This is a genomic window from Periweissella cryptocerci (assembly GCF_004358325.1).
GTDB lineage: Bacteria > Bacillota > Bacilli > Lactobacillales > Lactobacillaceae > Periweissella > Periweissella cryptocerci.
The window spans coordinates 2,048,965-2,075,340 of sequence record NZ_CP037940.1; the positions used below are offsets into that span (position 1 = coordinate 2,048,965).

16 protein-coding genes are annotated in these 26,376 nt (G+C 39.5%); all 16 read left to right on the top strand.

The window, feature by feature from the left end; all coding sequences use genetic code 11:
- Nucleotides 1-14: 14 nt before the first annotated feature.
- The 16 genes from EQG49_RS08960 to EQG49_RS09035 all read left to right on the top strand — a co-directional run bounded on the left by EQG49_RS08960 (nt 15) and on the right by EQG49_RS09035 (nt 25,962).
- Complete coding sequence (locus tag EQG49_RS08960; RefSeq protein ID WP_133363670.1) at nt 15-1,154, top strand: hypothetical protein; 1,140 nt, start codon at nt 15-17, stop codon at nt 1,152-1,154.
- A gap of 171 nt (nt 1,155-1,325) precedes the next feature.
- Nucleotides 1,326-3,395 (top strand): CDP-glycerol glycerophosphotransferase family protein, encoded by a 2,070-nt coding sequence (locus tag EQG49_RS08965; RefSeq protein ID WP_133363671.1) that lies wholly within the window; start codon nt 1,326-1,328, stop codon nt 3,393-3,395.
- An 11-nt stretch (nt 3,396-3,406) separates the two neighbouring features.
- Nucleotides 3,407-6,394, top strand: a complete 2,988-nt coding sequence (locus EQG49_RS08970) for a sulfatase-like hydrolase/transferase (protein ID WP_133363672.1) — start codon at nt 3,407-3,409, stop codon at nt 6,392-6,394.
- 332 nt (nt 6,395-6,726) lie between these two features.
- Entirely contained in the window at nt 6,727-7,587 is an 861-nt protein-coding gene (locus tag EQG49_RS08975) for a helix-turn-helix domain-containing protein (protein WP_165964849.1), read from the top strand.
- Between the two features lie 93 nt (nt 7,588-7,680).
- Nucleotides 7,681-11,511, top strand: a complete 3,831-nt coding sequence (locus tag EQG49_RS08980; protein WP_165964850.1) for a KxYKxGKxW signal peptide domain-containing protein — start codon at nt 7,681-7,683, stop codon at nt 11,509-11,511.
- The gene (locus EQG49_RS08985) at nt 11,504-12,988 is read left to right on the top strand and encodes a hypothetical protein (protein WP_133363675.1); all 1,485 of its coding nucleotides are present in this window, start codon (nt 11,504-11,506) and stop codon (nt 12,986-12,988) included. The genes EQG49_RS08980 and EQG49_RS08985 overlap by 8 nt, the downstream gene beginning before the upstream one ends.
- A 16-nt stretch (nt 12,989-13,004) precedes the next feature.
- Nucleotides 13,005-13,967, top strand: coding sequence for a hypothetical protein (locus EQG49_RS08990; RefSeq protein WP_133363676.1), 963 nt, complete (start codon nt 13,005-13,007; stop codon nt 13,965-13,967).
- Nucleotides 13,968-14,082: 115 nt separating this feature from the next.
- Complete coding sequence (locus EQG49_RS08995; protein WP_133363677.1) at nt 14,083-14,637, top strand: hypothetical protein; 555 nt, start codon at nt 14,083-14,085, stop codon at nt 14,635-14,637.
- Nucleotides 14,619-15,053: a hypothetical protein gene (locus EQG49_RS09000; RefSeq protein WP_165964851.1), complete on the top strand. Its 435-nt coding sequence runs from the start codon at nt 14,619-14,621 to the stop codon at nt 15,051-15,053. The genes EQG49_RS08995 and EQG49_RS09000 overlap by 19 nt, the downstream gene beginning before the upstream one ends.
- Before the next feature lie 74 nt (nt 15,054-15,127).
- Nucleotides 15,128-16,105 (top strand): hypothetical protein, encoded by a 978-nt coding sequence (locus EQG49_RS09005; protein WP_133363679.1) that lies wholly within the window; start codon nt 15,128-15,130, stop codon nt 16,103-16,105.
- Nucleotides 16,106-16,158: 53 nt separating this feature from the next.
- Nucleotides 16,159-17,133, top strand: a complete 975-nt coding sequence (locus EQG49_RS09010) for a hypothetical protein (protein ID WP_133363680.1) — start codon at nt 16,159-16,161, stop codon at nt 17,131-17,133.
- A 172-nt stretch (nt 17,134-17,305) separates the two neighbouring features.
- On the top strand, nt 17,306-18,280 hold the full coding sequence (locus EQG49_RS09015) for a hypothetical protein (protein ID WP_133363681.1): 975 nt from the start codon (nt 17,306-17,308) through the stop codon (nt 18,278-18,280).
- Nucleotides 18,281-18,354: 74 nt separating this feature from the next.
- Nucleotides 18,355-19,326 carry a hypothetical protein gene (locus EQG49_RS09020; protein ID WP_133363682.1) on the top strand — a complete coding sequence of 324 codons (972 nt, stop codon included), beginning with the start codon at nt 18,355-18,357 and terminating at the stop codon, nt 19,324-19,326.
- Nucleotides 19,327-19,769: 443 nt separating this feature from the next.
- Nucleotides 19,770-20,903: an acyltransferase gene (locus EQG49_RS09025; RefSeq protein ID WP_133363683.1), complete on the top strand. Its 1,134-nt coding sequence runs from the start codon at nt 19,770-19,772 to the stop codon at nt 20,901-20,903.
- Nucleotides 20,904-20,919: 16 nt separating this feature from the next.
- On the top strand, nt 20,920-23,415 hold the full coding sequence (locus EQG49_RS09030) for a CDP-glycerol glycerophosphotransferase family protein (protein WP_133363684.1): 2,496 nt from the start codon (nt 20,920-20,922) through the stop codon (nt 23,413-23,415).
- A gap of 3 nt (nt 23,416-23,418) precedes the next feature.
- On the top strand, nt 23,419-25,962 hold the full coding sequence (locus EQG49_RS09035) for a CDP-glycerol glycerophosphotransferase family protein (protein WP_133363685.1): 2,544 nt from the start codon (nt 23,419-23,421) through the stop codon (nt 25,960-25,962).
- Nucleotides 25,963-26,376: the final 414 nt, after the last annotated feature.

Here is a 26,376-nt window from a genome sequence, read left to right on the forward strand (position 1 = left end):
TTGGAGGGTTTAAAATGTTAAAGAATAAAACGTCAGTGATGGCCGCCGCTGCGGCAGCTGTGATGCTTGTACCAATGGTTGCTAGTGCCGCAACGCAAGGTGGCTATGCATTAGCGAGCTACACAGGTAAAGATTTTAAGACTGTTAGCAACACCAAAACGACTAAAAAAGTTTATAAATATGGTTACTCGGCCAAGTATCAAGCAAAGCACACCTTTGAAACTAAGAAAAACACGATTACTAGTACTAAAAATGTGAACGGCGCGAAAGTTTCCTTCAAAACTAATTTCTTTATGCCAGTGACAAATAAGAAATCTGGTGATTGGGGTAATCCGCAATCAATGGCGATGAGTAAGAATGATAAGTATATGTATGTCCTCTATACTGTCAAGGAAGGCTCAAACACTGGTTGGGTTATTCGTTACAACATGGCCGGTTTGAAAAAGTATAAGATTTCAAGTTCATATGTCCGTAAAGCATTTTCATATCACCAACAAGGCAGTAGCAACAAAGCTCAAAAGAAAGCCTACAACAAAGTTAAGCCATTTATTAAAGTTGGTAAAAAGTTCACGGCGGGGCACGGTCAATCCTTAGCGATGAATCCTAAAACGGGTCAACTCTGGGAAATTAAAGATACGAATATGAACCCAAAGAAGGGGGCCTATGCCACGATTCAACGGATTGATCCTTCATCTTTAAAGCCGACTGGTTCGGTGAAGTTCCGACTTTCACCTACGACAAACATGGGGCACAACCTGACCTTTGATAAGGATGGTAATGCCTACTTCTACACTTATGTTACCTCAAATGGTGGTACTGGCAAGAAGGGTAATGTTAAGATTTACAAAGGAAACATTGCCACTAACAAGGTATCATTTAGCTTAGTTATGCAAGGATTGAAGTACAATGCTGGTACACACTCACAATCAATGTCATACAATGCCAAGAAAAATGAATTGATGTTTGTTGCTGATGGTTCACTGCAATCAATCCCTGTGGCTAAATTAGGTAGTTTAACTGCCAAGGATGTACGCGAAACCGTCTTCAATAAGACTAAACGTGAATTTGAAACTGTTCAATTTGATTCAAAAGGTTATGCATATTTGATGACTAACCGGGGACCTGAAATTTTGAAATCAGTTAAACCATACTAATTTGAATAAATAACCAAAGGTGAGGCTTATATAGCTCATCTTTTTTTGGTTAAGCAAGCGTTTTATGTTACATTGAACTGACATTCTGGCAACTTAAAGCCTTTTGCTATCGTATCTTAAGCGGGTTTTGATTATAATGGATTATAAGTATTTTTTGAAAAGAGCGGAATTGTGAATAATATAAAACAAGCCAAACGGCAACCATATACGCCAGTGCTACTAATTGAGCAAATTAGTTACCAAGCAAATGATTTCGAGCTTCAATTAGCAGCAAATGCATTACCAGATTGGGCAAATCAGCGGGTAGTTTTACGTAACCAGACTGGCTCAATTTACGCACCAGTTATTAGTGAATTAACATATCCAATCAGTGCAAACCGAACTGTTCAGATTTCATTTGCTGAAGTTCAGACGGCAACGTTTAAGCTACTGCAAGCCGGCACGAATAAGATTACGTGGGATGCATATTTGGTTGGTGAGCAACACGACCAATTAGTGCAACAACGCCTGGGATTTACGCAATTGGGGATTATTGATGACCTTGCGCAGTTTACCGATGAACTGTTAATCCGGCCAATGTTGTTAGAAGATCAATTGTTTGCAATTGATGTGTCGCGCCCAACAAATGGGTTGTTCGTGACCGCAACTAACGCTAAATGGACTAAACAAAATTTAGTAGTAAACGGGATTGTGAAGACGACAGCACAGTTACCAGAAGTTAGTGTCAGTGTAATTAACAATATGGGCGCAGTCCAAATGACGGTCGCAACGAAGGTCACGGGGGCAAAATTTAGCGCTAAGCTACCGATTGCCCAGCTTCAGTCATTGGCGACGGAAACGTTACGGGTCGCACTGACTGTTGACCAGCAACAGATTCCACTGCAGGCTAGTTTCCTCCAAAGTCAAATCGAGCCCCGTAATACGAAAATCAGCCCAGAACTTTGGCTGAAACTCGTATTATCAGTTGAACGGGTTGTCCAAGTTGAACCGCTCGTTTTTCCAAAGCAAACGTGGGTCATGCGTAAAATTCGTGGTGGCTTTACCAAATTAAGTAAAGTATATCTACGCTATTTCCGGCGGGGACGCCGGTTCTTATGGAAAAAGTATGCGCTAGTAAGTGGTAAACACCTTGCCAAGCAAACGACGATTGTCTTTGAAAGTTTTGGGGGAAGGCAGTTCTCTGATAGTCCACTCGCAACGTATTACGAGTACAAGCGGCGCAACTTACCAGTGAAATTGATCTGGTCAGTTAACCGTGACTTAGAACCGCTCGCCAAAGAAAAACACATTGCATATATCCGGCGCGGGACCTTCAAGTGGGCCAGAACAATGGCTAAAGCGCACGCCCTGGTGATTAATGCGCGCCTACCAATGTGGTTCCCTGGTAATCAACAACAGCTCTATGCCCAAACTTGGCATGGCACACCTCTCAAGAAATTAGGGGTGGATATGGCCCGCGTGCAAATGCCGGGTACGGATACCTTGAAGTATAAAAATAATTTTACTAATGAAGTTGCCAAATGGAATGCATTGATTAGCCCTAACCGGTATTCATCAGACATTTTCCGGCGGGCGTTTAACTTTAATGGTGAAATGCTTGAAATCGGCTATCCCCGCAATGATAAATTGTTTATGGATGATAACCCAACGCAGATTGCGGCCTTGAAAGCCAAATTACAGATTCCCGCTAATAAAAAAGTAGCCCTATATGCACCAACTTGGCGTGATAATCAGTTTGCCAATATTGGTGAGTATACGTTTGAATTGCCGTTTGACTTAGCCCAACTGCGAGCTCAATTAGGTGATGAATACGTCTTGGTAACGCGGATGCACTATTTGATTGCGAACCAATTGGACTTTACCGGTTACGAAGATTTCGTGATTAATGCGTCTGACTATTCTGATATTAGCGATTTGTATTTAGTGAGTGATGTGTTGATTACTGATTATTCGTCGGTATTTTTTGATTATGCAATTTTGAATCGGCCAGTGATTTTCTACGCGTACGATATTGATGCGTATGGGGAAGAATTGCGCGGATTCTATATGGATTACCAAACAGATTTACCTGGGACAATCATCAAGGATACGACCGCGTTGATTAGCGAACTGCAGCAATTAAGTACTAATGGGTTCGCTGTCGATGAACGGATGGCTAAGTTCCGGGAATTATTCGTCGTGGATTCAAAAGGGAAATCGGCGGCTGAATTTGTGGATTACATTCAAGTACACGTGAAATAGGGAGAAGTAAAATGGAGAAAAGTGAGAAATCACCGCTTGGCTTGCAGTTATTAGCAGTCATTGCGACCCTCGGGATTATTATTAATGGCTTGATGAGCCAATCCGGGATTATTAATCATTTGAATACAAAAATCCTATCACACCAGTTTATTGCTGGTTGGGGGATTTACGGTGTGACGTTACTCGGTTTTAACATCGTGGCGTTAATCGCTGGGTATTTATTAGTCAATAAAACGTTCAAAGTTAGTGCGGCGATTCGTTTATGGCTGATTGTGTTATTGTATTCAATCGGCTCGGCAATTTTATATTGGGCCAAAGACAGTCAGTTTCGGACGTTACTTGCCTTGGCACGGACGCTTGCACCAATTGGCCACAATGTCTATTGGTTAGCGACGGCCGCGGTCGTGATTGTCTTATTAGCACCAATCTTTAATAAGGTGCTGACTAGTTTATCACCAAAGCAATTGGATGCTTTTGCCTTGGTGTTGTTCTTATTTACTTCAGTTGAAAGTACTTTCTTCAAGGAAGGTATCTTCAACTTAGGTATGGGGCAAAACTTCATCTGGATGACGGTTGTGTACCTGTTCGGGGCCTACTTCAAGTTAGCGAATGTTGCTAATCGAATCAAAGTTTGGCCATTGTTGATGGGATTATTGACGGCTGGCTTTACGGCGGCGTTCTTGATTTTAGCTTCAATTCAAAAATCAACGCAAGATATTAATATCTATGGCCGGTTTATTCACTTACAAAGTTTGCCAATCTTCATCGCTAGTGTGGCGGTATTCTTGCTCTTTGCTAAGTGGCAATCACGGAAGCCATTACCATTTATTGGGATGTTGACCAGCATTTTAGTGGATATTTATATCATTTCAAAAACACCATTTATTGTTGTGAACTATTTGCAACCACACATGGTTAAGTTAGGCCACTTGCATTCAACGAAAGCGATTATTGTGTATTTCGTTGGTTTAGCAGTGTTGTTGTTTGTTAGTGGACTTGTAATTGGGTTGCTACGTTGGAGCCTATTCCAAGTGACTCGTTTAGATAAAGCAATTGATAAATTAACCAGTGACCGCTTAGTGGATTGGTTAGAACGTGTGAAAAAATACGCGCTCGCGCACAAAGTCCAAATCGAACAATTTGTATTCATGTTGTTGACGTTCTCTGTGTTAATTATCGTTCTCGATATGTCACAAGTTGACTGGTCAGTGAAGGAAGCTTTCTTCAATATGTTTTTACGGGCGTCAATTTTCTGGACTAACATGTTGATTTTAGTTATCTTCATGGCAATTTTCATGGCGATTTTCAACCGTTACTGGGTTTCATTAATGGTTATTTCAATCGTGATGGTTGGCTTCTCGGTCGGTAGTTTTGAAAAATTAATTGCCCGCCAAGAACCCGTGTTACCTGCTGATATTTCAGAATTAGGTAGCTTCTCTGAATTAGCTGGGATGGTTTCTAAAAACTTGCTGATTGGAGCCGTAATTGGCCTCGTCATTTTGATTGTGATTACGGTGGCCTTACAATGGCGCTCACGAATTAAAAAGTCATTTGGCTGGCGGATGCGGCTTGTCCTCCTAGTCATTGGTGCCTTAGGGGTTTCATCATTTTACACGTTAAATCATGAAACTTCATTAGCGCACAAGTACATGACTTCAATTAAGTTCAACCCTCGTTTCTACGATCAAACCAAGGGTGCGTATCGGAGTGGTCCACTCTTGACGTTCGTTAATAATTTGGATGTGCAAGTTATGGCTAAACCAAAAGGCTATAACCAAGCAACGGTTGATAAATTAGTAGCGAAGTACCGGAATGTTGCTACTGAAATTAATAAGACGCGTAAATATGACGATATGGATAAGCAAACGGTAATCTATGTCTTGTCAGAAAGTTTGCAAGATCCAACGCATAACCCTGGTGTTAAAATGTCCGGCCAACCATTGCCTTACTTGCAACAATTGAAGAAGGAAACCACGTCCGGTATGATGCTGTCATCTGGATATGGTGGTGGGACTGCCAACATTGAATATCAAGTATTTACTAGTATGGCATTGAACAACTTCTCACCAACCGTTTCAACACCATATGTCCAAGTGGTGCCAAAGATGAAGGAAGTGCCTTCAATGATGAGTTTGTTCAACTACAAGGTTGACGTGCACCCATATGTGGCAACTTTGTATAACCGGATTAATGTTTTCAAGGACTTCGGTTTCAACAAGTTCTTCTACCGAGGCTCAAAGTATCCTTTGACGTATCAAAAACGGATTGGTAAGAGTATTCGGGTTTCTGATGACTCAGCCTTCAAGGAAGTTGAATTACGCTTAAATGAACATAAGGAAGGGCAAATGATTGGCTTGGAAACGATGCAAAATCACACGCCTTATCCAAACGTTTACCCACAAAACCAATTTACAGTCACTTCTAATGATTGGAATATGAGCGATGCCGAAAAGCAATCAATCGCCAATTATACGGAAGGGGCGCACTACACCGACCAAGCCTTGAAGAAATTCATTAAGAAGTTGGATTCATATAACCGACCAATTACCATGTTATTCTACGGGGATCACTTGCCAGGTGTGTGGAACGCAATTCCAATGGATAAGTACGGTCTGCAATTGCATGAAACAGACTGGTTTATTTACTCAAATAAATACAGCCGCACGCATAATGCAAAGCTGAAAAACACGAAGATTGTGAGTCCTAATGACTTTAGTGCCTTAGTCTTGGATCACATGAATCAAAAGGTTTCACCATTCTATGCCTTGATGACGGAAGTGGCGACAAAGCTCCCCGCAATGTCAATTGACTCAGGTCGGCGTGCGAATGGGACTAATGACAATGGGAACAGCGAGTTAGTTAGTCCTGATAACAAGCTGATTGATCCAAACAACTTGTCAATTAAGCAAAAACAAATCTATGCTGATTACAAAATGATTCAATATGATATCACGGCTGGTAAGCAATACTCATTACATGACGGCGATTTCATTAAATAATGTCGTTGTTCGTGATAAATACAGTTCATAATAGTAAAGTAAAAAGGGCTATCGAATTTTTTCGATAGACCTTTTTGTGTTGATGCAATTACAACTTGGTGATTAAATCAGTGAGTTCTACGGCGCGGGTGATGACGATTCCGCCACCGAAAACAATTCCTGATAAAAGCAAACTAACTAACTTTGACTTCATTGGTTTACATCCTTTCATTAAAAGTGTGTCACATCCATAAAGATAACAGAAAAATGGTAAAATATTAGTATCTCAAAATATATGCCGATTTTTTGGAATTGGGTGGGATATGTTTTTCTGGGAGTTAAGGAGAATAAAAATGAGTAATTATGGTGCAACACTATCACGAATTCGTAAAAATAAAAATCTATCTTTAGTGGACGCAAGTGCGGGGATCGTTTCAGATTCGTTTTTAGGCAAGTTTGAAAAAGGCAAAACAGAAATGAGTTTTTCCAAACTAGTCCGTATAATTCAACACTTAAATGTGAGCTTGGAAGAATTTTTGTATTTGGATAATAAGCAGGAAGATGATTTTACAATATTATTAGGGGTAGCTGGGGATGCCTATGTGGCAGAAGATATAATTAAGTTACACGAACTTGCCAATGAACAGTTGCAACAATATCACGCCACCAAGTTAAAATCTTATCGTTGCAATTCAATAATGGTGGAGGGATTGTTGGCGGATTTAACTGATACAGAGATTGATGAAGAAGCGCGGATATTTTTATCAGAATACTTAATCGGCATTGATAATTGGACAGCTTATGAATTAACACTGTTTTCAAATGCTTCCCATTTATTGACGGATGCAATGTTGACGAGCATGTCGGCTAAGATTTTGGAGAAAACTGAGGAACTTATCGGCTTGGCCAAAAACAAACGGATTTTTTTAGAGACGCTACTTAATTTGACGCGAATTTTTATTGAGAAAGATAATAAAAAGCATGCGCAATTTTTACTGAATGTAATTACGTCAATCAAAAAGGATGAAACACTCTATTTCATAAGAACAAATTTGTTGTTTTTGACGGGGCTTTTTCACTTGCGGTTTGCTGATAAAGCGTTAGGAATGCAGCAATGTGACGATGCCGTCAAAGTAATGCAAATCTTAGATGATCCAAATTTAGCGGCGCAGAAACAAAAATATTTAAAGGGATTTTTGAAGAAATGCATTTGAACCGGCATATATGACGAGATGGGTTAGTGGAATCGTTTTTAGATTATTATAGTTAATAATAAAAAATATAATAAATCTAAGAAGGTAAGTAACGTGGGAGTAAACGGGACACAAAAGCGTTTTAAGTTGTACAAGTCGGGTAAAAATTGGTTGATTGCTGGGATTGCAATCGGGGGTATGGCATTAGGTACGACCGCTTCGGCAGATGTAACAGGTTCAAGTGCAACAACTGACGCGAGTGCTGACTCAACACAGAGTACTAGGGATAGCGCCGCGTCGTCAAACAGTTCGAAGTTAGTCGTGGTCAATCAGGCTGATGAACAAGCCGCAGCGGCAAATGATACATCTGCTAGTCAGTCAAAGGACAGCAGTGACGCGGCTGACAAATCGACCGATAATAGCTCCGATACAGCAACCACGAATACAAATGAAGCTGTGTCCACTAATGTGAAAAACGGCACAAAGGATGACACGAATCCTGAAGGTACTAGAACTGCGGTACCAGCCACGCAAAACGCTGTCAGCGATGATGATGATGAAACAGCACAACCAACTAAAACTGTTAATCTGCCTGCTGGAACGTCTGCCGATGATACCAAGAAAGTATTGGCTGACGCTAGTGCCGAATACGAGAAGACACAACAACCAGTCACGGTCACCCAAGTTGATGCAACCGCTCCAAGCAGTAGTACACCGCAAAAAGCAACAAGCGTTAGCGGAAATGTTACTACAACTGATACAACGAAAATTCCAGCGGATTATATCTTTATGCCACTTACTAACGTTGGTGGTACGACGGTAATCTCGAATGAAGGTGGAACTACGGAAGCTAAGGATGCCGATATTAACTCAAGTTGGAGTAATTCGGATAAAGGGGTGGCATTCAAGGCAAGTGACATTAAAAATGGCACGACGGCAGTTAGAATTTCAAACGTTGGTTATGATGATGCCGGCGATTTACTGGATCAAATTTATACGATTAAGAATTTCACGGTTTCACCTGATATAACTGATGATGATATTAAGAACGCTGGTATTCGGGTGAATGCCGACAGTATTGATGTCGAAGGTTTAACGTCGCTGCAATATACAGTGAACTACGTGAAGTCAGGTACGAAAACCCAAGTTAATCTCCCCGGATTAGTGGTGTTAACTGACTTAGACAAGGCTCAATCATTTACCTTGAGTAAAGCCGACTTCAATAAAGTCGACACGGTATATGTACCAGTGACTGCCAATGGTACGAACAATGTTTATGAATACAAGAACAGTGACGATAGTGTTGCATTCATGGGAACCGAAGCTACCGATAATACCGCCGATGGTGCGGTGCAGTTAGCCATGGCCAACGTGAATGGAATAACATTTACGTATGAACCGCGCGACGTCAAGATTATTGCGGTTGATCCAGACGCAACAGGCAACGCGGACACTGATACATGGCATAATCGGGGACGTGATATTAACTTTGGTACACCAAGTATTAAGTACGGAATTAGTGACACCTCGACACCTAAGTTAACGGTTAGCACTACGAAACTTGCAAACACCACCGCAAGCTACACGTATAAGATTACGCAAACTGTGGCGGCATCCGACAAATCTAGTTACTATTCAACCGGTTCATTCACACTGACAATTGATGATGGGAAGACTGATTCTGTCAAAGTTGATCCAAGCACGATTGTAATTAAAGATATGATGACTGGCAAAATGGTTACGGGGCTGACACCAACTATTGATGGTAATACGATTACATTCAATCTTAAAAGTAAGCTCAACTCCGCTGATTTCTATGGTAAGCGCTATGAAATTACAATTGGGGCAACGGCCCAAGATAAATTGCAAGGCGACTATGATGTTAAGGCAGCGGTTGTATGGACTTTTAATGGGGACGAAGAATCTTCTAAAACAGTGACAACGACTGTGCCGGCAGCTAAAGGTCAGATTACCGTCCAATATCTCAGCAAACACACTGGTAAAGTATTAGGTGCCCCAGTAACAGTTGATATGACTTATGGCGATACACTGAACTTACCCCAAATCAATCAACCGACAGGCTATTCAATTGATTTGCCAGATAGTGTGAATGTTGATGGGACGTGGACGGGACAAAAATTAGCCACGTACTATTACAATCCCAACGAAGGCGTAATCACAGTACACTACGTGAATAAACGGACTGGCAAAAAAATTGCACCTGATAAGACAGTAGCAGTTATTTATGACGATCCGTTTACGTTACCAACGATTGCGACACCAGCTGGCTACACGGTGGATAACGGTAATGCGGTCATGGTGAAAGGCACGCAAACGTGGACAGGACAAAAAGAGGCAACGTTTAATTTCAATCCAAAACTCGTTACGATGCAAGTGGAACACATTGATGACTGGGATAACATCTTAAAAACGGAAACTGTAAAAGGATATGTAGGTGATGATTATACATTGACACCAGTCAAGGAATCACCTTGGTATGAAGTTTTATTAACTAAGGATGTGGCCAAGTTAACCGGTGAATATAGCAGTAATCCGAAGAAGATAGTATTGCATTATGGCCAAGGTTATAACGAAGATCAATATAATGCCAATGCAACTTGGGTAGCACCAGTGTTCGATGGTAATGGTCGTTTAATTGGGTACAGTCAAGTTTTCGGTAATGATGGATCACGATACGGGGCACTAGACTTCTTATTAGATACTGACGCTCCCGCTGGAACAGTCGGTAAGTTAAAAGTTGGGGTCTTAATGGACAACACCGATCCTGATGTTTTCGCACCTATCAAAACTTTAAAATCCGGTGAAACAATGACGTTGCCTGGCGATAAAAAGACGACAATTACAATCACATGGACAAAAGATGGGGCTTTAAAAGTTGTACATTCAGTGAACAAGAATTATCCAGACGGCGATATTATTAATATGACCCCTACTGGAGAAATTACCTTGAAACTGAAGCAAGTGACGTTTAAAACGGGGATGAAACTGACTAGCAACAATACGAATGATGAATACACGCAAAAGTGGACGAACGGTATGAAAACGACCGTGTCACGGCAAGTTAAAGGTATCCTAGAAGTCAAAGTGACTGATAGTAAGGGAAACTTAGTTAAGACGGTTAGTGTCAGTAATAATGGCACCAAACGAATTAAATTAAGCGATAACGAATACATCGTTGTTACTGATAATGGTAGTAGGGGCGTTGAAACAGCTGTGTACACCCGTAAAGCTGGTAGTAAGAACTTTAAGGTGCAATCAATGACGGTGAACGCCGATAACATGTTGATTGGGTTAGTAACTGGTAACGCTGATAACCACTTCCGATTATTGGATCGTAAGGTGTATAAGTATCAACAAGATTACGAATGGGGCGCAGATGATGGCCAGATTGTGCCTAAATATGCTGGCATGATTATTGAAAAAGAAAATATCACCCATGGTACTGCGAAGCAATTAGGACTCAAGAGTGACCATAAGGGAACGATTTGGTTAGACACAGTTACGTACCGGAATGGTGATAAAATGTTGAATTACAATATTGGTAATTACATTTATTCGTTCTATACCAAGAATGGTAAAACGCGTCTCGGTATTTTTGATGCAAAAACGTACAAGTTAATCAAAATAATTCCCATTAATAATGAAACAGCCTATTTCACGTTTAAAGGTCAACAATTCAAGGCAAACCAAGCAGGAACTATGTTGCAAGCATTATCAGGTTCGACAGGTGTTAGTTCCACTGGATATCAGTCGTCATCAACCAATGGTAAACAAAGCGTGAGTGGTACGCCAAATATTAAGCACCAAGGAATGCTACCACAAACCGGCTATGCAGCTGGACACGATAATATGCTGATTGTTTTAGGGCTAATGTTATTAGGAATTGCGATGGGAGTAATGGGGAAAGGGAAGAAACATGAATAAGATTGTAATTGGAATTATGAGTTTTATTTTAGTATTACCAATGATGTTACAGAGTGTGGCGGTGGTTGAAGCTGCACAAATCACAAAAATCCCGACTATGTACGGTGTTCTGGATTCTAATCAACAAAATAGTATTCAAAACGATTGGAATAATTCAAAGCCAAAGCCAAAACCGAAGGAAAATTGGAGTAGTACTAGTAAGGTATCAACGCTCACGATGTTACCTTATAAAAATTCGAGTGTTAAGGGGCAAAATATTAATGTAATAAAGAAGATGTCAGCGGCACCAATGAGTAGCGCAGAAGTTTATGTCAATGGATTTAAAGTTAGCCCTTTTTATCATATATTTTTTAAAAAATTTAAGCTAAAACATACTGTTGGCAATAAGCTTCCTGCAAAACATGGTAAATTTGCTACGTTTATTTTTCAGAATCAAATAGGTGCAAGCAAAAGCCCCAATATACCAAAAATTAAAGGAAAAAAAGCAAATTCGCTTTCGATGCAGGGAGCAGTTCAAGATGGAAAATATATGTATATTGTGGCAACCTATCGCAAAACGGGAAGTCCTGCAGCGAATAACAATCGTAGTGGCAGGATTATTCGATATAATCTTGGCAAAATAAAAAATTTTCAAAAAAAGGTTAATACGTCAAAGACACTTCATAAAGATCAAAAAAATACAGCATTTAGAGATTATTTAGAATCACATAGCATAAAGGGGAAGGCACTTAACACTGCAAAGGCAAAAAGTATTAATAAAAGACTCAAAAAATATTCCCCAAAGTTGAAAGGTGCGGTTAAGTACTCAGGTGTGATCAAAGGAATTGGTCATGGACAAGCAATTACAATAGGCAAATTGGATAATTCCAATACTAAAGGATTAGTAATTGCATCTGTGACAGATAATGTCGGAAAGAGTAAATTGAAATCGACAATTTTCTTTATTTCTAAAAAAACAATGAGCATTAAATCAATGAAAAAAGGAACTGTTTATTTCAAGTATAATAAAAGGTATTATCAACCTAGAACACTAAGTTATTATGCTGGGCAATATTATTTTGGTATTAAAGGAGCCACTCAGAAATATAAAAAAAGTAAGATAAAGCGAATGGCTGTTTTATTAGGCTCCTTCAAACTAAGAGGTAAAGGGAAAAAACTACAAATGAAAGCACCAAGAATTTCAGCAACTCGAAATTTAACATTTGTCGGTTCTGATTTACAGGGAACAGCAATTTCTAATAAAAGAGTTTATTTTGTCGGAAATAATGCATATCAATCGGTACCATTAGGTAAATTTATGCATGGGGGACTGAAAATTAAAAATGTCTCCTATACTAGGTGGAATGCGACGCGAGGTGGTCGCTCAACGGAATCTGAGGCGATTGCATTTAGCAATACTGGATCAAACCCATCGGCATATTTATTTGAGACATGGTATCCATCTAGTTTTAAGGCAAATCAAACAATTAGGCAATAATGAATAGGAGAAAAAAATGAAAAAACTTATAGTATTGGTGAGCTTGGTAGGCTTTTTTATTACAATTAGTCCCTTATCTTCTGTACATGCAGAAACTGGAGACGTAAGTAAATCGGGATTATCCGTTAATAATCAGGGTACTTGGAAAAAACTTAGCAAGAAGAAACAAGCGGAAATTAAACAGCCAATTCCGAAACGCTATCGCGGCACGTGGTATGCGTGGAATGTTTTACGCAAACGTAAGGAACGCGTGAAGATTGGTGCGCAATCATATGAGTTTGCGTTTAAAAATGCCAAGGGAAAATATGTGACACTTGATAAATTCAGTGATTCTAAGCTAGCGACTTGGAAAACTAAATATGACCATTTGGCAGTCAAAAAGGTGCTTAAAGTCAAAGGCAACAAGTATAAATTTTTTGAAGAAAATTTTACATTGAATCGAACGAAGCAAGGTGTCCGTGTGTCATTACCCGAAGTGTGGCTTGATAGGATGAATCATAATTCGCGGGTTACGTTTCGGCATAAAATGAAAAAACCAGCCAAGGCTAAATACAAGATGACAAGAGCATTTTTGAGCAAACAAGATTTTGTTTCAGCTTATTTTTATCATGGCGATGTTCAATACACGATGAATTTTAATAAAAAAACGAACCATATGTTGTTTGATCTTCAGTCAATTTGGAGCGATTTAGGTTCGGTTACACACTCTGATACACAAGCATTAATGGCGAGTGGGGACATAGATGCATATCAAGATGTTGTAAGTGAAAAATTCGCTGGAAATAAAGTCACTCTACTGGTAACATCTGGCTGGGGAGATTCATATTATAAAATTCAGCTCAAACGTATTGGAAGAGAGTATTTTGAAATTAATAAAATCCCCAAAAAGAATGAATGGTTTAACGGAAAAAAAGTTTACCGGACACCAACATTATTTGGTAAGCGATTTGTGAAAAGTCACTTGTGGTATTCAAACTAGAGAATTGGGTTTCATGGAACGGGTAAAAAGTCGTTCCTATTACATAATTAAAGTTAGGGTGTAAAGACATTAGAACTACCACTAGGGTGTAACATCTTAAAGTTGAGGGAAAGCAGTGAAAAAAATTATGTTAATGCTTGGCCTAGTTACATTTGTGGTAACTATCGCTTTGACCATATCCGCTTGCAGTGCAAGTACAGGGCACAGCGTACATGGTGTGGCAGGCATTGTTACTCGTAATACAGGTGAATGGAAAACGTTAAGTAAAAAGAAACAGAAGGAAATTAGTAAACCAATTCCAAAAAAATATCGCGGAACTTGGTACACGTGGAATGTGTTTAAAAATCGTAAAGAACGGGTTCAAATCAAGGATCGCAGTTTGGAATATGCATACCGAACAAAAAAAGGAAAGTACGTTGCCCTTGATCGGTACCAAGGGAATAAGTTAGCTGCATGGACAACTAAATATGGACATTTGTCTGTTAATTATATTTTGAAGACGAAATCGGGTGATAAGTATAAATTTTTTGCTGAAAATTTTACACTGAATCGAACTAAGCAAGGCGTACGGGTTACGATACCCGCAATTTGGAATACCACCATTAATTATAATAAAAAAATTACGTTTCGGAAAAAGATGAAAAACCGGCCATGGGCAAATTTAAAATGACCAAAGCATTTTTATATAAATCAGGGCATTTATCACCATATTTCAGCAAGTACGATATTTATTATGAATGGAAGTTCAATAAGAAGATGACTCGTTTTTGGTTTGACACACAAGCTATTTGGAATGGGGATGGTCCAAATGCAGGTGGGGATGTTGAACTTTTAGATTCAGCCGGTAATAGTGAATCCTATTCGGACATAGAGAGTACCACATTCAAGGGAAATACGGTTACGTTAATTGTATCCCCACCAACAGGTGCACTCGATGGTTACTATAAAATTAAAATAGAACGCATCAGTAAACGGTACTTTGTTGTTAAAAAGATTCCTAAGCCTAATGAACGGTTTAACGGCAAGAAAGTGTATCGTACACCATCTTTATTCGGTGTTAGATTCGTTAATTCAGAGCTTGTGTAAGATAAGGGAATATTTAACATTTGGAGTGGAAACTAACCACTCCGGGTACATAGAAAAACTAATTGGAGAATATTATGAAAAAATTCATAATGATGCTTGGCCTAGTTACATTTGTGGTAACTATTGCCTTGACCACATCTGCTTGCAGTGCAAGCACAGGGCACAGCGTACATGGTGTGGCAGGCATCGTTACCCGTAATACGGGAGAGTGGAAAACGTTAAGTAAAAAGAAACAGAAGGAAATAAGTAAACCAATTCCTAAAAAATATCGCGGAACTTGGTACACGTGGAATGTGTTTAAAAATCGTAAAGAACGGGTTCAAATCAAGGCTCGCAGCTTGGAATATGCATACCGAACAAAAAAAGGAAAGTATGTTGCCCTTGATCGGTACCAAGGGAATAAGTTAGCTGCATGGACAACTAAATATGGACATTTGTCAGTTAATTATATTTTGAAGACGAAATCGGGTGGTAAGTATAAATTTTTTGCTGAAAATTTTACGCTGAATAGAACTAAGCAAGGTGTACGGGTTACTCTACCAACATATTGGGTTGATACAATTAATCATAATAAAAAAATCACAGTACGAAAAAAAATGCGGAAACCCCTAATGGGACATAATAAAATGAGTAAAAGTTTTTTTGACAGAAAAACTTTTGTCTCTCCTTATTTTGAAAAAGAAGATATTTACTATACGATGAAGTTTAATAAGCATATGACACAAATGTTATTTGATTCACAGACGATTTGGAGTAACTCAGGAGCGAACACAAATATTGATACGGACGCCTTATCTGCCGGTGGAGATTCCTCGCTATATTCAAAAATCAAATATATTTCTTTTAAAGGAAATAAAATAACCATGATTGTCGATCCACCCGCAAGTATGGTTAATGGATATTACAGAATCCAACTCGAACGATTAAGTAAAAAATATTTTGTAGTTAAGAAGACCCCAAAAATAAAAGAATACTACGATGGTCATAGAGTGTACAGAACTTCAAGTTTGTTTGGTGTTCGGTTTGCTGCAAGTGCCTTTTATAAAAAGTAGAAAATGTTTTCAGGAGTGAGGGTACTCACTCTGGTACATAAGAAGGGTGAGAGATGAAAATGAAAAAGATTATTTTTACGAGTGTGATTGCCATTCTGTTGGCAATTACTTTAATTCCAAGTACATGCAATGCAAGTTCCAGCGTGTTAGGGAAGGCTGGTGTTTCTGAACGTACGGAAGGTAATTGGAAGAAGCTTAGCACTAAGAAACAAATAGAAATTAAAAAAAATATTCCAAAAAAATATCGTGGGACTTGGTATGCGTGGAATGTGTTAGCTAATAGAAAAGAACGAATAAGGATTGATGCTCGTTCTTTTCAATATGCATATCGAAATAAAAATGGGCGATATGTTGTCCTGGATCAGTATTCTGGAAACCGACTAGCAACATGGAAAACAAAGTATAATCACCTCTCAGTAAACTATATATTGAAGACTAAGAAAAACAATCAATATAAAATTTTTGAGGAAAATTTCACACTTAGTCGCACAAAAAAAGGTGTCAGAATAACGTTACCAAGTTCTTGGATTGAAATGATTAATCATAATACACACGTAACATTTAGAAAAAAATTGAAACGCCCTGCTATGGTGAAAAATAACATGACAAAAGAATTTCTATCGAAGAAAACCCTGATTTCACGGTACTTCAAAAGTAAAGATGTGTATTACATGATGAGTTTTAATAAAAAAATGACTCACATGTTATTTAATAGTCAATCAATTTGGAGCAATTCAGGACCCGATATAGGGAATGATGTTGCTGATCTAAGTGCCGGTGGGGATTCATCTGGATATGGAGTGATTGAGAAAGTAACGTTTAAAGGGAACAGAGTCACATTGATAGTGTTAGCACCTGCAAGCATGGTTAAAACCTACTACAAAATTCAGTTAGAACGAATCAGTAAACAATACATTGTAGTTACTAAAATAGAAAAAGGACAAAATAGTTTTAATGGCAATAAAGTAAACCGAACCCCAAGTTTATTTGGAATTAGGTTTGTGCCCACAGGTATATACAAAAATTAATTAGTTTAAGTAGAGAGCTAATACTGAAAATTTGTGGCGAGTAATATCTGATGTGCTAATTAAGTTTGATTGGAACGGTGAATATACCGTTCTGGTACATAATTAAAGTTAGGTGGTATGGCGAAAAAAGCGCACTACCATCAGACTATTACACATAGGTGAGGAAAAGAAAATGAAAAAAATTATGTTAATGCTTGGCCTAGTTACATTTGTGGTAACTATCGCCTTGACCACATCCGCTTGCAGTGCAAGTACAGAGCACAGCGTACATGGTGTGGCAGGCATCGTTACCCGTAATTCGGGAGAGTGGAAAACGTTAAGTAAAAAGAAACAGAAGGAAATTAGTAAACCAATTCCAAAAAAATATCGTGGGACTTGGTACACATGGAACGTGTTTAAAAATCGTAAAGAACGGGTTCAAATTAAGGCTCGTAGCTTGGAATATGCATACCGAACAAAAAAAGGAAAGTACGTTGCCCTTGATCGGTACCAAGGGAATAAGCTAGCTGCATGGACAACTAAATATGGACATTTGTCAGTTAATTATATTTTGAAGAATAAATCGGGTGGTAAGTATAAATTTTTTGAAGAAAATTTTACACTGAATCGGACAAAACAAGGCGTACGGATTACGATACCGGCAAATTGGAATACCACCATTAATTATAATAAAAAAGTTACGTTTCGGAAAAAAATGAAAAAGCCGGTCATGGGTAATTTTAAGATGACTAAAGCATTTTTATATAGATCAGGGCATTTATCACCATATTCTAGCAAGTACGATACTTATTATACATGGGAATTTAATAAGAAGATGACACGCTTTTGGTTTAACGTGCAGGCTATTTGGAATGGTGACGGTCCAAATATCGATGATGAAACAGTAAACCTGAACGCAGGTGGTGCCGATGATGCTTATTCAGAAATCAAATCTGCGTCATTTGAAGGGAATAAAGTAACATTAATTATTTTACCGCCAATTAGCATCACGGATGATGGATATTATAAAATTCAACTAAAACGCATCAGCAGACGTTATATGGTCGTAGAAAAGATTACTAATACTAATGAACGGTTTAACGGTAAGAAAGTGTATAGTACACCATCATTATTCGGTGTTAGATTCGTTGATTCAGAGCTTGTGTAAGATAAGTGTATATTTAACATTTGGAGTGGAAACTAACCACTCCGGGTACATAAAAACAGTAATTGGAGAATATTATGAAAAAATTCATAGTGTTGCTTGGCCTAGTTATATTTGTGGTAACTATTGCCTTGACCATATCCGCTTGCAGTGCAAGTACAGGGCACAGCGTGCATGGTGTGGCAAACATTGTTACCCGTAATACGGGAGAGTGGAAAACGTTAAGTAAAATGAAACAAAAGGAAATTAGTAAACCAATTCCAAAAAAATATCGTGGGACTTGGTACACATGGAATGTGTTTAAAAATCGTAAAGAACGGGTTCAAATCAAGGCTCGCAGTTTGGAATATGCATACCGAACCAAAAAGGGAAAATACGTTGCCCTTGATCGGTACGAAGGAAATAAATTAGCTGCGTGGACAACTAAATATGGTCATTTGTCAGTTAATTATATTTTGAAGACGAAATCGGGTGGTAAGTATAAGTTTTTTGAAGAAAATTTTACACTGAATCGGACAAAACAAGGCGTACGGATTACGATACCGGCAAATTGGAATACCACCATTAATTATAATAAAAAAGTAACGTTTCGAAAAAAGATGAAAAAGCCGGCCATGGGCAACTTTAAAATGACCAAAGCATTTTTATATAAATCGGGGCATTTATCACCATATTCCAGCAAGTCCGATATGTATTACGAATGGAAGTTTAATAAGAAGATGACAAGAATGTGGTTCAATATTCAGGCGATTTGGAATGGTGACGGTCCAAGTACCGACACTGATACACAATACCTGAACTCAGGTGGTGGTGATGATACTTATTCGGAAATCAAATCCGCGTCATTTGAAGGGAATAAAGTAACATTAATTATTTTACCGCCAACTAGCTTGGCAGATGGATATTATAAAATCCAACTGAAACGAATCAGTAAACGATATATGGTAGTAAATAAAATTTCTAAAACTAACGAACGGTTTAACGGTAATAAAGTGTATAGTACACCATCTTTATTTGGTGTTAGATTCGTTGATTCAAAGCTTGTGTAAGATAAGTGAATAATTGAAACATTTGGAGTGGAAACTATCCACTCCGGTACATAAAAAAGGTGAGAGAAGAAATTTGGCAGTGCTGTTTTTCCCACGCTGCCGCGGCTTATGGTTGATAACTGTTTTCGTTAGTCTGAGCATTATTACTAACTAACGAAGTGTCGGTAAATTGCTTGGCGGTCGCAGACTTTACACCGCGACTGGGGGACAGTCTGTGCTTATGCCTGCGAACCGGCAACGCAAAACATCCCAGCGTGGTGCACCGAGTAATTTGAAGGTACGCAGTGGTTAATTTTATTAAAGCTCACGTCAGACGAAATAGAGTTTTTCCTTTCCGCATTAATCTAGCTTCACATTTGTATTACAACACGAGCGTTCAACGTGAAAGCTTGGTGGTGCGTGGTATAATAGCGTATTAACAAGATTATGTAAAAGAGGGAATTATGGAAAAAGTAGTCAAAAAAGTCCGCCAATCTAACGTGGAATTATTACGCATATTTGCAATTATTATCATCATTATTAATCATATGGCGTTGCACACACCTTGGCATGTTGTACGATCAGTCAATAATGCACGGTTGGTGACGCAGTGGTTAGGAACCGGTGGACGCTTAGGCGTTAATATTTTCATCTTAATATCAGGTTATTTCCTAATTAAAAGCACGTTTAAGTGGCGTTCACTTAGCAAATTGTGGGTTCAAGTGTGGCTGTATGCCGTGGGAATATTTTTCATCTTCCATCACTTTACGCAACTTGGCCAAACGATTTCATTGAATCAGTTACGGATCTCATTTTTACCAATCATGTTTAATCAATGGTGGTTCATCACCGCGTACATGATTATGTATTTATTTGTCCCATTTATGAATAAGTTCGCTAAAGCCTTAACCCAAAAAGAATATCGGAATTTCTTGTTACTTTTCTTAGTAGTAGGGTCAGCCTGGCCAACAATCGCGCCTAAAATCAGTATTTACAGTGACGTGATTTGGATGATGTTTGTTTACATGATTGGGGGCTATATCCGCCTTTACCCTGATTTCATTAAGAACCTTAAGACAAAGACATTGCTTGGTTTGTGGGCAGGTGTGGCTGCCTTGATGTTAGGCTCAATTCAGTTTATGAACTGGTTTAACTCATTAGACGCCAACAAGTTCATCAGTATGGTACGGGCAATCGGCATTAGTAATACGCGCTTTGCCAATGCGCCAATGAACCCACTGTCATTGATTTTGGCAGTTATCATTTTTGCCGTATTCTTACGCTTACCAATTCCAGGTAATAAGTTAATTAATGGTTTAGCTGCGAATGTGTTTGGCATTTACTTACTGCAAAGTAGTTCGATTGGCCACAAGTGGTTATGGGATTTAGTTGATGCACAACGCTTTACTAGTGGCTGGAAGATCCTGATTTATTCAATCGGAGTCGGCTTAGTAATTTTTGCGGTTGGGTCAGTAATCGTCGCATTAACAAACTTAATTACGAACCCAATTGAAAAATTAACGTTCGGCAAATTAGATACGTATTTGAAAAAACGTAAAGTGAAGTCACAATTGAATCAAGTAGAAGAAACGAAGTAATGAGGGTAAGGAGATAATGGCAGATATGAAAACTGAAAATCAGCGCACGGTCAATATCCAAGACGCTCAATTTACGGCAGACAATCAGCAAGTTCAAGTGAATGTCGAATTGATTTTGCCAACGGACGCCCAGTTATTGGTGCGTGTTTTTGGTCAGGTTGAAGCACAAGCGCTGTCATTTGAGTATATGAATGGCCGCTTAACATTTTCAACGGCAACATTACAGGCCTACCTTGATCAACATGTCGAAAATGTTTTCCAAGTATTCTTTGCGTTCACAGTAGCAGATGAATCCTTTGAGTATTTACTTGTTGACCGCACTATCACTGAAGGCCGGTTATCATTGACCGGAGTCTTCGCGGGATTAGAGTTAGTCAATTATGCCGGGTGGTTAGTTGAGAGCGTGGCTGATAATCAAGCGGCAAATGTGTTGTTTGCTGCTGAAAATATCACGGCAGTTACTAGCGTCAGCGCACTTGAATTACCAGCGCAACAATTGGAATTTCAATTACCAGCAATTGGCGCATTGATTGACCAAGTTCAACAACCAACGATACAAGCTGGGCGTGGGGATGCCGCGATTATTTTGCCGGTGGTTACTTTTGCCAACAGCCAAGTCGTGGTTGATTTAACCGATGAATTCGTTGATGAGCTTGGCCGGGTGCGTGAACAACCTTTACTACTGAAGTTAGCACTAACAAATGGCCAGTTTGAACTTCAGTTGCGTAACCAAGCCGGGGCATACCCTGAACGGATGACGGCACAAAAAAAGCGGATTAAGTTTATGAATTCCGACAATGGCTTTGTGTTGATTGATATGCAACCGGATTTCTATTCGACGCGTTTTGGGCACAATGTCCGCGCACAAGTATATTCAATTGAAGCTGCACCCCTACGCAAGCCAACCTTAACGATGCACATTCGCGCCAATGATAAATTCAAGTTCTTGGGTGCACGGATTCAATTGCGGTCAAATTTATTTGAACACGTCGTTGAATTACCCGTGAAACAAGTAACTGCCGTCAACGCCAAATTCACAAAAGCCAAAGTCGGTTTGACGATGGATTGGAATGAATTTTATCCGCTTTACTGGGATTTGTTTGCGCTAGTTGACTTTGGTAATGGGCCAGAACGAATCCGGATTGAAAAGGTTGGTGCACGGGTTATTCGCCGGGTTAACCGTTCATACTTACACTATAAAATTACTGATAAAGACCAGAAGCGTATTCTAGTGCCATACCTAACTTATAATGACAGTTTGGCCTTCATGGTTCGCGAAATGGAACCAGTTGAAACGCCCCAAGCTACTTTCAAAGAACGCTTGGCACGTATTACTTTTGGTTTAATGAAAACGTTCAAAATGATGAAGCCCAACGTATGGCTCGGGTTTGAAAAATTCGCATCAACTGCGCAAGACAACGGTTATGCATTTTTCGATTATGTCGCTACAAACAAACTGCACGATGATTTCTATTATGTATTGAGTGCTGATTCAGCCGACTTTGCCAAGGTGCAAAGTAAACACGCGGATAAACTGCTAGTGCACGGTTCGTTCAAATATTATTTGTACTTATTGATGGCTAAGACGTTGGTTGGTTCTGAAATTCGCCGGCACGTTTATAGTTTACGGGTGCGGTCAGGCTATATGTATGACCAAGTGGCTAACAAGCGCGCCGTGTTCTTGCAACATGGGGTGACTGCGTTTAAGAAAACCACGTACTTCCGGAATGCAGCTAATCGTGGATCATTTGACTTAGTTATTACAACTTCACCAGCTGAAGAAAAAATTGTGCACGACTACTGGAATTATCCCGCCAATAAAATTGGCTTAACGGGTTTTTCTCGTTGGGACGTTTTAACAGATAAGAGTGCGGAACAACCAATGAAGCGTATCTTTGTGATGCCAACTTGGCGGACGTGGTTAGAAGATTTACCCGCGGAAGATTTCATGCAAACGGACTATTATCAACATTTTGCGAGTTTGTTGACTAATCAACGGATGATGGATTTGTTGAAGCAACATAACTTGAAGTTAGTGTTCTTCTTGCATCCAAAATTTAAAGATTATGTCGATTCCTTTGCTGGCGAAAAATCGGACTACGTGGAAATTTATAAATTTGGTGACATCCAAGTGAACGAAGAAATCATGAAGTCATCACTGATGATTACTGATTATTCATCAGTTGCGTGGGACACTTTTTATATGCACAAACCGGTGATTTTTTATCAATTTGATTTGGAACGCTACCTCGATAGTTGGGGCAGTTACTTGAACATGGATACTGAATTATTCGGTCCGCGTGTCCAAGATGTTGATCAAGTCGTCGATGCAATTGCTCAAATTGTGACGGCCGATTTCAAACTCGATACGCAATATGAACCAATGTACCAAAAATACTTTATTGCACACGATCAACAAAACAGTCAGCGGATTTTTGATGCGGTTAACACGATGAATGACCGCATGGATCAAGAAATAACTACCGCCAATGAAATGCGGAAGGGGGACTAACACGTGAGTGATCAACAATGGAAACTAGAAAATGTAACCTTGCTAATCCCCGGTGATTACCATGCGGTGCAAGCAGCTACGTTGGGTGAGCAGTCCCTTGATGTTGTGGTCCACCGTAAATGGCTGGAAATTGAGTTGCCCACGAGTGAAATGTTCATTGATCGGCCCTTGCGGTTGTTTGATGGTGGGCACCAAGCGATTACCCGGCAAGACACGACTGAAATAACGCGAATTACTGAAACAGATGGTTTTGTTTTGGTGGTTCATGCCTTGGAACAAGTTATGGTTAGTTCGATTCCACATGAATTAATCATGCAAACGCAGTATGCGCAAGTGTATCAAGACTATCAGCGTGCCGAAGTGAATAATGAAGCAGTGCGTTTGCCACATAAGATTGATTTTTCAAGTGATTATCGGCAAGCCAATGCCAAAATTGATGTAACCCATGGGTATAGTTTTGCGGTGCGCTATGAAGACACGCCAACGTTAGCGGCATTAGTCCTCAAGCAACGCCGTAGTACTAATTACAGCGTTATCCAAAATGATAGCGTCATTGATGGCACTTTTAATTACGATTTAGAACCAGTCTTTAGTGACATTATTGATTTGCCTAAAAATGGGCGTTGGGATATGTTTGCACTGGTTAGCTCTGATAATCAACCATTTGAACTAGTGCGCTTATATCTTGATGGCGATTTACCTGTTCACGATAACCAACGCTTCTTAAAAACGTACGATACTAATAAAACATTTGATGTTGCTAACAAGCAGCTTCAATTATATCTAACCACTGATCGGGGCTTTTCACTTGCCAAAAATACCGCGGGTAATTTGTTGAAAGAAAAGCATGATATGATTCTGACGACTTCAGCATACAAGCACCACGGTACGACGATTCAGTTAGCTGTTGAAGTGGCAACGGCGAGTCAATTAGATGCTAATGATTTACAAATTGCCATTGTTCAACGTAATCCAGACGAGTTTAATGTCCGTGAATTTACGACGCAGGTGAAATATGCGGATGGCGTTTATTACCTTAGCACGCAACAAGATTTAGCTACGTGGAAGATGTTTGCCCAATACTGGGATGTTTTCGTTAAAACGCATGACGCACAAGGTGCAGTGACCTATGCGCGTGTGGTGGAAGCTTCGACAAAGGTACTCTACCAAGTTCAAGCACACCCAATTCGTGGTCAAGTACACCTAGATAGTGATATTTTTTATCCATATATCACTAAAAATGGGAGCTTATCGTTTACCTATCGTCACCGCGAAACGTTTGAAAATCCGCAGAATTATTTCAAGGAATCATTAGCTTATTGGTATGTCCGGATTTTTGGTAAGCAATTACGCAAACGGCATATCTGGGTCGGTTATGAAAAAATGGCCCAATCGGCGCATGATAGTGGGTATCATTTCTTCAATTATGTGTATCAAAACAAGCTATACGATAACTACTATTACGTGATTGATCCCAAGTCACCGGAATATCACTTTGTGAGTGATAAACTCGATAAAGTGCTGCCATTCATGTCATTTAAGTATTTTGTGTACTTGTTTGCAGCCGATACGTTGATTTCATCAGACACCCGGCGGAATGCCTATAACTTGATGCAACGTGAAACCCCAATGGGAAAAGCAATTGCGACTAAGAAATTAGTTTACTTGCAACATGGGGTTAACGGAATTAAGCGCGTGATTGATTTCTACAAAGCAGCTGGGAACTTTGACTTAGTCATTGCGCCCGATGAATGGGAAAAACAACGAATTGCGATGGCTGAATGGGGCTTTTCCGACCATGAAGTCGTAGCAGCGGGCTTACCTCGCTGGGATGTGCTACAAGACCGGACTGACGAGGTTGCGTTCAAGCAGATTTTCGTCATGCCAACGTGGCGTAACTGGATGCAAGGTATGCCGGATGAATTGTTCGTCCAATCAGAATTCTATCAAGAATATCAAGCATTTTTGACGGATCCACGTTTGAAGCAGTTACTAGTTGAAAACAATGTGCGGATTGCGTTTTTCATGCACCCTAAGTTCAAGGATTACATGCACTTGTTTACAATTGATGATGCAATTATTGATTCGTACGAGTTCCTTGAAGTACCAATGGATGAAATGATTATGAAGAGTTCCTTGATGATTTCCGATTATTCATCAGTCCAATGGGAAATGTTCTACTTGAAGAAACCTACGATATTCTATCAATTCGACCAAGCGAAGTACCTTGAATATGAAGGCACTTCGATGAATTTTGAAACGGAATTGTTTGGTGATATTACATTTACGGCGGATGAAACAATCACAACGATTGCTAATTACATCAAAACAGATTTTGCCGAAAAGCCTGAATTTGCCGCGATGCGCTCGACGTATTTTGATGTGGTTGATACGGATAATTCAAAGCGGGTTTACGAAGCAATCAAAACACATGATGATTTAATCCACAGTCCGACTACGCTCGGGATTAGTTTCCGCGTGTGGTTAGGCCGGTTTGCTAATGCGAACTTGAGTGGCTTAATGAAGTTATGGCGGAAGTTGTTCTAATATTACTTGAATCTTGTTATTTACTGCCACTTCGTGTCTGGAAATTACTTGGCGCACTGCGCTGGAAGCAACCTCACAAGCCAGTCAGTGCTTATGCCTGCGAACCGGCAACGCAAAACATCCCAGCATTTTGTTTCACAAAATACTGAATCTAATCCTAACGCGATTAGATTAGCCTTGCAGGCTGGATGTCTGTCTTGTGAGGTTCGGATAAGTTGGGACTCTACGGGAATAAATTCCCTAGACTCCTCATCTCATCCTCAGCGGAAATATGTGCTACACACATATCATCCTAGTCGTGGTGTAAAGGCTGCGCCCACCAAGCAATTTCCAGCCACTGCGTTAGTTAGTAATAATTCTCAAACTAGTGAAAATAGGCGTAGGGTATAGATTCAAACAAATCAGTTAGCGCCG

Excerpts from the sequence above, each read along its gene's own strand:
- EQG49_RS08960 (WP_133363670.1), top strand. The coding sequence starts at position 15 with ATGTTAAAGAATAAAACGTCAGTGATGGCCGCCGCTGCGGCAGCTGTG.
- EQG49_RS08970 (WP_133363672.1), top strand. The coding sequence starts at position 3,407 with ATGGAGAAAAGTGAGAAATCACCGCTTGGCTTGCAGTTATTAGCAGTC.
- EQG49_RS08975 (WP_165964849.1), top strand. The coding sequence starts at position 6,727 with ATGAGTAATTATGGTGCAACACTATCACGAATTCGTAAAAATAAAAAT.
- EQG49_RS08985 (WP_133363675.1), top strand. The coding sequence starts at position 11,504 with ATGAATAAGATTGTAATTGGAATTATGAGTTTTATTTTAGTATTACCA.
- EQG49_RS08990 (WP_133363676.1), top strand. The coding sequence starts at position 13,005 with ATGAAAAAACTTATAGTATTGGTGAGCTTGGTAGGCTTTTTTATTACA.
- EQG49_RS09000 (WP_165964851.1), top strand. The coding sequence starts at position 14,619 with ATGGGCAAATTTAAAATGACCAAAGCATTTTTATATAAATCAGGGCAT.
- EQG49_RS09005 (WP_133363679.1), top strand. The coding sequence starts at position 15,128 with ATGAAAAAATTCATAATGATGCTTGGCCTAGTTACATTTGTGGTAACT.
- EQG49_RS09010 (WP_133363680.1), top strand. The coding sequence starts at position 16,159 with ATGAAAATGAAAAAGATTATTTTTACGAGTGTGATTGCCATTCTGTTG.
- EQG49_RS09015 (WP_133363681.1), top strand. The coding sequence starts at position 17,306 with ATGAAAAAAATTATGTTAATGCTTGGCCTAGTTACATTTGTGGTAACT.
- EQG49_RS09020 (WP_133363682.1), top strand. The coding sequence starts at position 18,355 with ATGAAAAAATTCATAGTGTTGCTTGGCCTAGTTATATTTGTGGTAACT.
- EQG49_RS09025 (WP_133363683.1), top strand. The coding sequence starts at position 19,770 with ATGGAAAAAGTAGTCAAAAAAGTCCGCCAATCTAACGTGGAATTATTA.
- EQG49_RS09030 (WP_133363684.1), top strand. The coding sequence starts at position 20,920 with ATGGCAGATATGAAAACTGAAAATCAGCGCACGGTCAATATCCAAGAC.